The sequence below is a fragment of the Nostoc sp. NMS7 genome, assembly GCF_017115085.1.
GTDB lineage: Bacteria > Cyanobacteriota > Cyanobacteriia > Cyanobacteriales > Nostocaceae > Nostoc.
Map to the genome: position 1 here is coordinate 42,587 of NZ_JABXKJ010000009.1, position 13,465 is coordinate 56,051.

Consider the following 13,465-nt stretch of genomic DNA (forward strand, 5'->3'; position numbering starts at 1 on the left):
CTTATAATTAAACACGATCAATACTTTATCAAACTTGATATATCTGCCTATTTGTCAAATAGTCTATTAGAAATATGAAGAAAATTCTGATTTTGTCCGCGAATCCTATAAATACATCAAAGCTGCGTCTGGATGAAGAAGTGCGGGAAATTCAGGCAGGATTGGAACGTGCGAGAAGTCGAGATAAGTTTGAAATTATTACAAAATGGGCAGTACGTACTGATGACTTGCGTCGTGCGCTTTTAGACCACGAACCAGAAATAGTCCATTTTTCCGGACATGGATTGAGGAAAGATGGTTTGTGTTTAGAGAACAGCGCAGGAACAATACAAGCAGTAAGTACTAATTCGTTGGCAAGGTTATTTGGGTTATTTGAAAAAACTGAATGTGTTTTGTTAAATGCTTGCTACAGCGAAGCTCAAGCAGAGGCAATTTTCCAGCGTGTTGATCGCGTGATTGGGATGAATCAGGTAATTGGGGATAGAGCAGCGATAAAGTTTGCGGTGGGGTTTTATGATGCTTTAGGGGCAAACCGCAGCTATGAAGATGCTTATGAGTTTGGTTGTAGCGCGATCGCACTCGAAGGGATTCCTGAATCTGCAACCCCAGTATTGAAAAGTAGAGATATTACTTACGTCACGATTTCGCCACAAGAAAACGGTAGTGTTAATCACTTTATACCCCTCTTGGAAAATCCAGAAGGGTCAGTACCTTTGAATTCTCCGTTCTATATCAATAATCCGACTATTGAATCTGATTATCACAGCCAAATTTTACAGCCTGGAGCATTAATCAGAATCAAAGCTCCCCAACAATGGGGAAAAACCTCTTTAATGGTAAGGATTCTTGATGCTGCTCAACAACAAGGTTATCAAACTATATGTATTAACCTTTTTAATACAGAAAAAGATTTATTTACTAATCTAGATAAATTCTTGCAATGGTTTTGTTTAAATATAGCTGATGAATTAAATATAGAGGATAACTTGGTAGATTATTGGCAAGATTCAAGGTCTCCAAAAATCAATTGTACAAACTACTTTCAAAGATATCTTTTACAAAATTTCAATAATTCCCTCGTTTTAGCATTAGATAATGTAGACTTAATTTTTCAATATCCAGAGATTGCAAACGAGTTTTTTGGCTTATTACGCACTTGGTATGAAGCTTCTAGAACAAAGCCAATATGGGAAAAAATCAGGTTAGTAATTTCACATTCCCATAGGGTTGACACTTCCTTGAATCAATCATCTTTATCTAATGTTGGATTAATAATTGAATTAAAGGATTTTACGCAAAAACAAATAAATGATTTAGTACAGCGTCACGGAATTAATTGGACTGAAAAGGAAATAGAGAGCCTAATAGAAATGATTGGTGGACATCCTTATTTACTACGGTTAGGACTCCGCAAAATCGCACATAAAGAACTAACACTGCAAAAATTGCTAGAGAAAGCATCCACAGATGAAGGTTTGTATGGTAATCACTTGCGGAATCATTTATCTAACTTGAAAAAAAATCCAAAATTATCTACAGCTATGAAGGATGTGGTAAATGCTAATAACCCAATAAGCATAGATGATGAGATAGCAGCCCAGTTACGCAGTATGGGACTAGTTAAATATGCAGTAAATAATGTTGTGCCAGTGTGCGATATGTATCGGTTTTACTTTCGAGAGCATTTAGTTTAGAGGGAAATTGATGCAAGGAAATCTCAATCCAAACTACCAATACCAAGTAGGGGGAAGTTTACCTGCTGATTCCCCTACTTATGTTGCGCGACAAGCTGATGAAGATTTGTATCAAGCTTTAAAATTAGGAGATTTATGTTACGTATTCAATTCTCGACAGATGGGTAAATCCAGCTTGCAGGTGCGAACTATGCGACGATTGCAGCAAGAAGGTATTACCTGTGCGGCAATCGATCTCACTCTAATTGGTGTGACTGATATTACACAAGAAAAATGGTACACAGGAATTTTTGATTGTTTGGTTAACAGTTTAGAATTATACGAAACCATTGATTGTGATGATTGGTGGTCTAGTCATAATTCATTGCCTTCTTTACGACGATTGGGCAAGTTTCTTGAAGAGATTATTTTTAACTACGCTGTTGGAAATATTGTCATTTTTATTGATGAAATAGATTACATCCGTAGACTCAGTTTTACAGATGATTTTTTTGCTTGGATTCGTTCTTGCTATAATCAACGCGCTGATAATCCCGAATATCAACGTCTAACTTTTACCCTTTTAGGAGTAGTAACTCCATCGAATTTAATTGCTGATGAAAATGCTACACCTTTTAATATTGGTAGAGCAATTGAAATAAATGGCATTCAATTAGAAAATGCAGAACCTTTAGTTAGAGGATTAATAGGTAGAGTTAGTAATCCTCAAGCGGTAATGGCGGAAATTTTAAGATTCACAGGTGGACAACCTTTTCTCACCCAGAAGATTTGTAAATTTCTTCCAGATGGGATTGATGTCACAGGTATTAAGGATTTTGTGAAACACCACATTATCGAAAATTGGGAAGCGCAAGACGAACCAGAGCATTTAAGAACGATACGCGATCGCATCTTAAAAAGTAATCCAGGGAGCTTGAAACTACTGGAATTGTACGAAGATATTTTACAAAATAAAGAAATTATTGCTGATGGTAATGCAGAAAAAATTGAATTACGTTTATCTGGTTTAGTTACGAAGAAACAAGGAAAATTAAAAGTATATAATTATATTTATGAGCAAGTTTTTAACCTGAATTGGATTGATAAAGAAAAAAATAAACTGTATCCTCCGTTTTATGTCAAAAAAATATCAGCTTGGTTACAATCTAACCGTCAAGATGAATTCCAACTACTAACTGGTTGTGAATTACAACAAATTCAAGAATGGTCAGCAGACAAAAGTTTAAGTGTTAGAGATTATCAATTTTTAGCAGATAGTCAAAAATTAGAACAAAAAGAAGCTGAAAGAGAAGCTAAACGTACTATAGATAATGCTAAACGACGAGCTAACAAACTAACGCGTATAGGCATTGTGATAATGCTTTTCTTTTTTGTTATAGCTGCCAGTACAGTATTGATTGCCAGTCAACAGAGACAACAAGCAGAACAAGCGACCAAGCTAGAACAAGCTGCTCTAACAGCATTAAGAGAATTTGAAAATGCACAAATCGAATCCTTGTCTTTGGCGATGAATGTAGGAAAAGGTTTGAAAAACATGGTTGGAAATAGCAATAATTTTCAAGAATATCCAACTGTGACACCATTACTAGCATTACAGACAATTCTCAATGACAAACGTTTCCGTCAAAGCAATGAATATAATCCCGGTCAGGAAGGGATAAATAGTCTACGTTGGTTCAGGTTCAATAATAATACCCAAATAGCAACTGCTGGTCAGGATGGTACAGTTCAACTGACTCCCATCAATTCTAATAAAAGTAATCAAGAAAATAATCAAAAGATAAAATTTAATGCTCACGACAAGGAAATTAGAGTTATTGATTTTCCACCTGAACAAAACCCTACTAAGTTTGCAACTGGTGGTAAAGATGAGCTACTCAAGGTTTGGGATATAAAATCTATATATGCAGGAAGAAAAGAGCCTTTATTAGAGAAGGACACCGAACAGGAAGGAATAAACCATGTTGTATTCTTAAGCAATAATCAAATACTAACATCTGGAGAAGATGGAAGCATTAAATTGTGGAATTTATCAGGCAATCAAGCAAGTCTAATTGCGACAGAAAATGCTCACAAAAATTGTAAAAATAAACAGGATAATACTGATGAGTGCGATACTCATCAACCAAGTATTAAAAGCTTGAATCGGAGTAATGATAACAAGCGATTTGTTTCCGGTGGAGATGACAGAATCGCAAAGTTATGGGAATTAGATGATGATAATATCAAGCTGATTCAAGAATTTAAAGGTCATGAAAAAAGGATTAACAGCGTCAATTTTAGCCATGAATGTAAAGATACTACTAACTCAAAATGTAAAATTGCCACAGCCTCGGATGACGGCACAGTGAAAATATGGAATCCCTTAAAACCAGATAAAGCATTATTAACCATTCCAGTAGACCCAGAAGGTGTTGAAGTTGTTCGTTTTAGCCCTACAGAGAATTCTAATATTTTGGTAACTGCCAGTAAAGGCGGCATGATTAAATTGTGGGAAATAGAAGAAGATAATTCTTTAATTAAGCATCACAATTTCGCAGAATTTCAGGGACATCAAGGCAGTATTGTTAGTTTTCGTTTTTCGGATGATGTCAATAAAGGCGAACTAGAACTTGCTACTGCGGGGAAGAATGATGGTCTTGTAAGAATTTGGAAAGTCGATAAATTTGTCAAAGGAAGACCAGAATTAGTTGTTCTAGGAAAAAAAGACACTAATAGAAAACCAATATATAGCGTTCGTTTTAGTTTGGATGGAAAAACAATCGCGACAGCTGATGATGATGGGAAAGTTAAGTTGTGGGATATATCAACTAAATCTGAACCTAAATATAAAGAAATAATCAAAGAACCAGGTATTCAACTGAAAAGTGTTCGCTTTCAACCCAATGGAAATGTGATTGCTGCTGCTGGAAGTGATAGTATTATCCGACTATGGAGAGCAAACTCCAGTGAGCCGCAACTGATTAAAACAGATCAGCGTGCTATCTGGAGTATAAATTTTGATCAAAGTGGCGATTTACTAGCGTCAGGTGGGAGTGAAGACGACGCTACAGTAAAATTATGGAGACTTAGTACTGGGAGATCGGCATATGACCCATTCACTTTGGGGGCAAAAGTTGAAGCTGTTAGATTCAGTAATTCTGATTTTCTGGTCGCAGTTGGGGAAAATGGTAAAGCAAAACTCTGGAAAATTCAAGATAGAAAAGCAATACAATTAGAATCTAAAGGTTATCGCGGAAATATATATGGGGTCAGTTTTATTAATCACGACCAAGAAGTTATTACTGCTGGTGACGATGGCATAATTCGACGCTGGGATTTATCAGGAAAGCTCCTACAAGAAACTAAAACTTATCAAGGCAGTGTCAAAAATGTTAGTTTTAGAGAAACCCCAAATAATCAAAATAATATTTTAGTTACTGTTGGTCGTTACGGTACAGTTAAACTGTGGACTACTTCTGGGCAACTTTTAGCAGATATGAAAGGGCATGAAGGGATTGTCAGAAGTGTAAATTTTAGCAAAGATGGAAAACGTCTCGTGACAGCAGGAGATGATGGTACAGCAATAGTTTGGGAGATTAAATATTTAGATGAACTTATGCAGGATGGGTGTATTTGGTTGAAAGATTATCTTGCTACTCATCAGGATGAGCAAAAAGAACTTTATGATTTCTGCCATTTGAGTATAAAAACTACCAAATAAAAATAAAATTAAAATAATCATCCGATCACACTTGCTGTACAGTGACAAATTAAATGACGTTGAGATAAATTCATGTCATTAAGCTACGCCTTACCCACTTTAGGTTTGCAGCAATGTGTGTTGATATAGCCTGTAAGTTACCTGTACTGCTTCTAAGCTGAACGCTAGAGAGTTCAGGCTTCATACCCTTGATGACATTAATTTGGCACAGCGACAAATAAAAAGTCACTGTACAAAAGTTAAGGGTGTTGTTCTTGATAGTTGGCTTTCCGCCTTTAATATTTATCCCTTGCCAATTTTCAATCACAGTTGTTAATCGCTTTTCTACTTCGAGATTCTCAGTTACAACTTGATTGATATCATTTCCTAAAGCTTCTACTGCTGCTTTAATTTCTGGGTTTGTGGCTGCTGCCTTTTTCACTTCTTCTACCAAAACAGCTTCACCAATATCTTCTCGTTCGCCTGGTGGTAAGGCGGCGTTTTCCTTTGCTAACGTTAAAGCTTTGGCTGTATCTGGGGATTTCTGCTTCAGAAGTTGCATCAGCCTTTCTGAAGCTATATCGAAGGTTTTGTCTGTTGACCAGTCAATGATTTTACCCACTACCCAGGTTGTGAAAGCGATCGCACCAGCAGTTAATGGCTCCATGTGCTACCTCGTAAGCGCGGCATCCTATTTTACCTATTACTACATGGTTTATAGGCTAAATTTCGCAATTAAGGTAAAAATTTGTAGTTAGCTCATTGTTACACCTTTTGAGTCATTCTGCATTACACATTTGGGCAATTACGTGTAATCAGAGCCTCAAAATGATATTTCGTCAACGGTATCCGTATCTCGGCTCAATGCTGACTAGCGATGCCAAGCTTGATAAAAGGCTGGATAAGTCATAGTTTGGGTGCAGTGCCAGATAACTTCGTAAGCCTGATTTGATAAGTGATTTTTCAAAACGATGACAACTACTTTCATATTTTCAGATTTTGTTAACAATTTTTTTAAATTATCTGCCACTTGCATCTGGGTAATTACATTCAAAGAATTTCCTAATAACTCCACTAATGCCATGATAGCTGTGAGATTATCTTTAGCTATTTCCCCTAAAGTTTCTGCCGCTAGTAAACGGATATATTCAGATTGAGAATTTCCTAATAACTCCACTAATGCCATGATAGCTGTGAGATTATCTTTAGCTATTTTCCCTAAACTTTTTGCTGCTTGTATAGGGATAAATACATTCATAGAATTCACTAATAACTCCACTAATGCCGTGATGGATATGGGATTATCTTTAGCTATTTCTCCTAAAGTTAATGCCGCTTGCCTACGGGTATCTTCAGATTGAGAATTTTCTATTAACTCCACTAATGCCGTGATGGCTATGGGATTATCTTTAGCTATTTTCCCTAAACTTTCTGTTGCTTGTATACGGGTATTTTCAGATTGAGAATTTTCTGTTAACGCCTCTAATGCCGTGATGGCTATGGGATTATCTTTAGCTATTTTCCCTAAACTTTCTGCTGCTTGTATACGGGTATTTTCAGATTGAGAATTTTCTATTAACTCCACCAATGCCCTAATGGCTATGGGATTATCTTTAGCTATTTTCCCTAAACTTTCTGCTGCTTGTATACGGGTATTTTCAGATTGAGAATTTTCTATTAACTCCACCAATGCCCTAATGGCTATGGGATTATCTTTAGCTATTTTCCCTAAACTTTCTGCTGCTTGTATACGGGTATTTTCAGATTGAGAATTTTCTATTAACTCCACCAATGCCCTAATGGCTATGGGATTATCTTTAGCTATTTTCCCTAAACTTTCTGCTGCTTGTATACGGGTATTTTCAGATTGAGAATTTTCTATTAACTCCACCAATGCCCTAATGGCTATGGGATTATCTTTAGCTATTTTCCCTAAACTTTCTGCTGCTTGTATACGGGTATCTTCAGATTGAGAATTTTCTATTAACTCCACTAATGCTGTGATAGCTATAGGATTATCTTTAGCTATTTTCCCTAAAATTTCTGCTGCTTGTATACGGGTATCTTCAGATTGAGAATTTTCTATTAACTCCACTAATGCTGTGATAGCTATAGGATTATCTTTAGCTATTTTCTCTAAAAAGACTGCCGCTTCTATACGATTATTTGCAGATTGAGGATTCCCTATTAACTCCACTAATGCTGTGATAGCTATAGGATTATCTTTAGCTATTTCCCCGAAATTTAATGCTGTTTGTATACCGATTCTTTCAGATTTAAAAATTCCTATTAACTCCTCTAATACCTTGACAACTATGGGATTATCTTTAGCTATTTTCCCTAAAGTTACTGCTGCTTGCATACAAGTATCTTCATCTAGAGAATTTCTTATTAACTCCTCTAATACCGTGATAGTTTTTTTGCGTTCCGTCTCTTCTATTACTGCTTTAGCCTTATGTTGTATCTCTATGTTAAATTTCTGCCATTCCTGCTTTTCAGAATTGAAATAACCGAAACTCCACTTAACTATTTGTGCCACAATTACATCTGCCAAACTACAGTCTTTAAATTCGGCAATCCCGGCTGCGGCTAGAAAATAGGCTCGGTATTCATAAAATCCTTTCCAGTCAGGAATTTGACTCTGACTATTACACCCATCCTCAAACTGTACCAATGCCTTAATAAATTCTTCCTTCTGCTCTTTTATATGTTCTCGCCCCAACCACAGCAAAATCACCTCTTTCCACTGTGGTTCAAATATGCGATAGGTTCCTTGTTCTGGGTTCTCATGAACGTGTTTTAGAAAATAGCACCATTCGTCAACAGCCAACGCTGCGAAATATTCTTCAAAGGTCGCATGGTAGAAGGCATAAACTTTTTCTTTGCTGGGAGATTCCGCCGCAATCCCTATATCATTCAGCCAACCGAGTTTTAATGCTTTGTAAAACAACGAAGTCTCATCATCTGGATAGCCTAATTCCTTATCCTTAATAATGAAACTTTCCCGCAACCGGAACCGTGAACTGCCTTCATTGATATCCCGCAAGGCTAAACGTCCCAATGCCTGATTTAAATTCCATTGATCTTTGATGCTGGTGCGGAAGGGAACTGTGCAGTTTTGTTTCCATTTGTAGAACTGCTGCACACACTGATGGTACAGTCCCTCCTTTGTCTCTGGTAAATTACCCTCCTCACTTTCCCAAATAGCACATAACAGCGCCAACCGCAGGGGAGTTTGCACTAAGTCCCGCAAGCGCACCCGTTCAGATGAATCTAATTGTGTCTTTAACCGTTGTCCTTTTTCAATATCTTCCACAAACCAATTATCGATAAACTGATGTACCTGTTGGGGATAGTCAAAGTCAAGTAAGCGATAGGTTTCAAAGGTTTCTAGTGCATTACGATCTGCTTGCCAAACATTCAGCCGACAAGTTAAAACCACCCGCGATGAACGCCCTACCCATCCAGTTAACTGACGAGAAATTTCCTCTAATGGCTGGTGAGAAGCTTCCCCTCCAGATATTTCATCCACCCCATCCAACAGCAGCCACACTCGCCCCTGCTGAATTTGGTTTGTCAAGTCATCCCGTGTTTCTTGAGTTAACTGTGTTAGGGGAATTGCTTGCTCAAGCCAACTATTAAATATATATGTTTGAATATCTGTCAAAGTTCCATTTCGTCCCAAATCTGCCAGAGAAACCCAGATGGGCAATCCTAAGTCTTTCTCTAAAACCCAAAAAGCGATCGCTTGCAGCAGTGTTGTCTTCCCTGCACCTGGTTCCCCAATCACAGCTATCTGCTGACCTTTGGTTTTACCTGAGCCGCGTTCTAGAATTTGACTTAGGAAAGCTTCATGCTCAAATCGCTGCTGCGTTTCATACTCCGGCTCATAAAGACGTGTTCCCGCATCTGGGGAAAAATCTTCCTTGTTGCGTTTATCTGTTTTCGTCCTCTGCACCAGTGCTAGGGGAACATAAATTTGCTTTCTTTCTTTTTTAGCAGATTCATTTTGCATCAAGGGGTTGCTGGTCATCCGGCGCTGCGGTTCTAGCATGGTGCTGCACACTTCATGCCAGTCAATAGAAGTAGCTGTAGTTTCAAGTGGCAGAGTCGTCGCTTTTACATCGATTAAGTCTATTAGTTCTAAATCTAAGGCTTTGGCGATCGCACTGGCAGATTCCCAATCAACATCTTCTTTACCACTAAAAAAGCGTTTAACCGTCTTCTCACCCACTGCGGCACGTCCGGCAAGTTCCAATTGAGTTAGACGCTTGCCTTCATACTTACCAATTGCAGCCTTCGCATCTAGAAGTTTCTTTTTTCCCTCTTCATTGACTCGAACACTATTGCGATTCCGTGTTTCCCCCATAGTTAATTTATTTGTGCGGATGAAGATATTTCTACTTTAGGGGATTCGTTGATTTTTTTTGGGTCAGAAAAGGTCAATTAATCTCTGTCCCCGTCCAGTCCCTAAATGTCCAGCGCTTCACTTCTCACTCAACGTAACTTTGTCTCATAACCAATTGAGACGGAATTATGACGATGACAAAGGCCAATCAAAACCAACCCACGCCACAAGTGATAAAGGCAGTCAAAGGACTTGATGTTAAGCCGCAGCAAGCTATCCCAGTAATTGGCTCTGGCAATGCGCCATACCAAGTTGATATTACACCTGTATTGCTGCAAAACCCTTATAGTCCCTTTGCGATCGCCCTAAGTGTTGCAATCGTAATTGGTGCGGTTGCTTCCCTGATTAAAACTCTAAAATCTCAGTAGATTAGGGGTACAGCCGGGATACGTGCAAATTGGGACACGTTGTGAAGTTTTGTAAAGCAAAAGAGTTAAAACCATTGATTTAGCGTTGTTTTAAAACATGGTTTTGATGTCAACTCAAGATGAAAACATCACCAAAAATGATTGTTTATGGGCAAGCTTAAGGGACTATTGGGGTGAAGAGTTGATTTTATCGTGCAAAAATTTGATTGCCCCGATATCATTTATGGGCAAGTTGGTAAATCAATAAAACACGCTCTGCAACAAAAATTTACAACGTGTCCTATTTTACAGGTATCCCGGCTAAGTAAGTTGGAAGTCAGGAAATGTAAGTTAGCTTTTCTAGGTGCGAGGTGTTTATCCGTTTGGACAAAGCGCGAGCGCTTTGCTGTTACTGATTGAGAATGCAAAACTGCTCTCAAGTTTTGACTTGAGAGCAGTTTTAGTAAAGCTAGAAATTTACATGGGGCTTCATAAATTCAATGCCCCGGTTACTGTATAAGTGGTTCGGTATGTAGGGATATACAGCCTTAGTGGTGGCAAGTTCCGAAAAAGATTCATGTTCTTTACAGAGAATTCATGAATCGTACCACCCATCTGGGGTTAACTTCATACCTATTGATAAAACCATTTTGGTCATTGAAAAATTCGGATGCTCATTTCATCCCTGTTTATAGAGGTGAGACAATAAGCTTTCTAACTCTTGGCGACTGAGATTACGTAAACCATCATTCGCTTCCTTGAGCAGTGGTAGCATCGCTTGAAAGCGAGAACAATCATGACATTTGGCAAGCTTTCCTGGAAACCAACATCTACACCCATCAACCAACTCCATTGAGAAGTTGTGTTGACATTGGCGACAAATATGGGTATCGCCATCTTTGCGCTGCATCCTCTGGTAAACTAGCTGGGATTGGCAAAAGGGACAGCTAAGCGAACCAATTACCTCTGGTTTCCGAAAATTCTCTTTTTTCAGCACAATAGCATAGGCAATCTGGGTTCTAAGTTTATTTAGTTGAAATTGTTCAAGAGAATTTATCATCTTTAATACGCTCCTAGAGATGAAACTAGACAAATTATTCAAATGGGGGGTTGGGAGAAGGGTTAAAGGTATTAAATTTTCCCCCAAACAGAGCAGTCCACGGACTTTTGCAAGAGAGTACATCGGTTACTGCTCTCACAATCCTGGGTGAAAGTAGACTTTCAAGATACGTCTACTAATCGATGAAAACAACCGATTTCACTTCTCCATCGTGGATAAAAATTTGAGAAACCAATCGGGGAAAAACTCCAACTTTCTCGTCGTTAGACAGCGTATGCCAGAAAGCTAAATTGTCCCCAGTCCGCAGAATTTCACTAGCTGTACAACTACTCAGGTAATCTTCACTAGATGAATCAACTGCTGATGCAATCTGCTGACGTAGCTTCTGCTTAAATTTCTCCAAATCTGGATCGGAGTCAGAAATTTCTGATGCCGTTTTTAGCTTGGCTTGTAATGTACTAACTCGGTCTGAGTTGGGTGAAATATAGTCATCATCAAAGTCCGAGCCTATCGCAAACTTCTGAGACTTCCGAACTAAAATTTTAATTAAATTCTCTTCAATTTTTTGCGGCATAACTGAGCGAGAATTACTACAACCTAATTGGGAATATCTACAGGCATAGTAAGAATACCGTTTTTTCTTACTATAAGTATATTTAATAGTACATTTGGAGCCGCATTCTCCACAAAAAATCATTCCTGCTTGATAAGCATACTCTCGGTAATGATTGTTGACATCAGCTTTTTGTCCCAAGGCTCCGCTACCTATCTTTTTATTGAATTCAAGCAGATATTGAATTTCTGCTGCCTCTTCATCAGTCATCAGTCTTTGGTCTGGATGAGTATCTTTAATAGTTGTCCATTCACTAGGATGTTTTAAGTGATTTCTTTTATTCTCTTTCAGGTAAGATGTGTGTCCACAAAGTACAGGATTAATTAACCAAAGAGAAAAACCTCTTTGTGTCCAATAAAATACTCGGTCATGAGAGTTGATTTTGGCACTGGTTTTACCTACTCCATATTTTTTAAATACACATCTCAAAGCTCCTCTGATGCTTTTTTCTTGGATGTAGCTTTGAATAAATTCCTTTCCTAGTTGAGCTACAGTTCTTCCCGGAAGTTGTTCAAGAGGTATATCAGACTTTTTCAACTGAAGGTAATTTTTTGGTCTATCTTCAGTAATTAGGCAAAGATAGGGACTGTTATCTAAAACATACTTGCTATCTTTAACAACATAACCCCAAGGAGCTTGCTCACAAGCTTTTACTTGATTTCTCCCATGTTGTTTTCCATGTTTGACTCTTTCGGATAGCATGTCCACTTCTAACTCAGCAAAGGAACCGAGTATATTGACCATTAATTTCCCCTGAGATGTACTTAAATCAATACTTTGATCTAAGATGACCAGGTTGACATCAGAATTTAGAAAAACATCAATAACCTGTCGCAACTTGGGTAAAGACCTAGCAATTCTATCTACTCTGGTGACAATTACTCCATCAACTTGCTTTAGTTGCACTAAAATCATAACTTGATTTAATTTGGCTCTATCATCTCGCCGCCCTGATTTAACTTCAACAAACATTTCAGTCGCTCCAGCTGCTTTGAGACGGGCGATTTGTTGTTCTAAAGCTTGATGGTCTTCGGCTTGCTCACGAGAAGATACTCTGGCGTAACCAATTATTCTTTTCATTTTTACTCCCTGATTTAACTTCAACAAAGGTTTCAGTCGCTCCAATAGATGATGAGTTTTAGGATTAAAGCTTAGAATTAGTCTATCATTTTGTGCATACACAAAGCAGGCCGGCTATGCACAAATTAAGCATAAACAGAATGAGAAGCTAATCAAAATACGCCCTATACACTTAGTAATTGGCTACAAAAAACATGCCTAATTAAGTTGCTTAAGTAGCAAGTAAATTGGGACAGGAAGTAATAAAAAATCAGGCTTTCAATTAGCCTGATTCCAAAATAACTGAAAGTAATCAGTGTCAAATCGGTTTTTCGGGATCGGTAAAGAAATATTAAGCCCACTGCCAGAGTATGTAGCCTAATATGTTTACAACTCCTTCAACACGTTGCCGTTTTTTTGTTTTGCGGGTTTGATGAAGTTGTTCACCCACTTGCATCTCTTGAGCTTTGTAGGGCTGTCCTCCCTGCCAATAGAAATCGTCGATATAAGCTGTTTTAGCTGCTTTTAATGCACTAGTATATTGCTGCTGACGGGGCGACAAAAAAGGCTAGGATACTGATAAAATAAGCTCCATAGCCCTG

Annotated in this window: 8 protein-coding genes; 3 read left to right on the forward strand and 5 right to left on the reverse strand. The window is 38.0% G+C overall.

Translation table 11 applies throughout. The features are described from left to right. Window positions 1-74: 74 nt before the first annotated feature. Window positions 75-1,694 (forward strand): AAA-like domain-containing protein, encoded by a 1,620-nt coding sequence (locus tag HWQ38_RS01075; protein WP_292789315.1) that lies wholly within the window; start codon window positions 75-77, stop codon window positions 1,692-1,694. 10 nt (window positions 1,695-1,704) lie between these two features. Beyond that, window positions 1,705-5,397 carry an AAA-like domain-containing protein gene (locus tag HWQ38_RS01080; RefSeq protein WP_292789317.1) on the forward strand — a complete coding sequence of 1,231 codons (3,693 nt, stop codon included), beginning with the start codon at window positions 1,705-1,707 and terminating at the stop codon, window positions 5,395-5,397. Between the two features lie 70 nt (window positions 5,398-5,467). On the opposite strand, the gene HWQ38_RS01085 is transcribed toward HWQ38_RS01080, so the two are convergent. Further along, window positions 5,468-6,043 (reverse strand): hypothetical protein, encoded by a 576-nt coding sequence (locus HWQ38_RS01085; RefSeq protein WP_292789319.1) that lies wholly within the window; start codon window positions 6,041-6,043, stop codon window positions 5,468-5,470. Window positions 6,044-6,247: 204 nt separating this feature from the next. Further along, window positions 6,248-9,745: a HEAT repeat domain-containing protein gene (locus tag HWQ38_RS01090; protein ID WP_292789321.1), complete on the reverse strand. Its 3,498-nt coding sequence runs from the start codon at window positions 9,743-9,745 to the stop codon at window positions 6,248-6,250. A 167-nt stretch (window positions 9,746-9,912) separates the two neighbouring features. Here HWQ38_RS01090 and HWQ38_RS01095 point away from each other — a divergent pair, with 167 nt between their 5' ends. Next, the gene (locus tag HWQ38_RS01095) at window positions 9,913-10,152 is read left to right on the forward strand and encodes a hypothetical protein (RefSeq protein ID WP_292789324.1); all 240 of its coding nucleotides are present in this window, start codon (window positions 9,913-9,915) and stop codon (window positions 10,150-10,152) included. A 658-nt stretch (window positions 10,153-10,810) separates the two neighbouring features. Here the strand turns inward: HWQ38_RS01095 and HWQ38_RS01100 are convergent. From HWQ38_RS01100 to HWQ38_RS01110, 3 genes are all read right to left on the reverse strand, one after another. Further along, a complete protein-coding gene (locus HWQ38_RS01100) occupies window positions 10,811-11,191 on the reverse strand; it encodes a hypothetical protein (RefSeq protein WP_292789327.1) in 381 nt (126 codons plus the stop codon). Window positions 11,192-11,366: 175 nt separating this feature from the next. Further along, entirely contained in the window at window positions 11,367-12,884 is a 1,518-nt protein-coding gene (gene xisF / locus HWQ38_RS01105) for a fdxN element excision recombinase XisF (protein ID WP_292789330.1), read from the reverse strand. A gap of 331 nt (window positions 12,885-13,215) precedes the next feature. Continuing rightward, window positions 13,216-13,425, reverse strand: a complete 210-nt coding sequence (locus HWQ38_RS01110; RefSeq protein ID WP_292789333.1) for a hypothetical protein — start codon at window positions 13,423-13,425, stop codon at window positions 13,216-13,218. Window positions 13,426-13,465 lie beyond the last annotated feature (40 nt).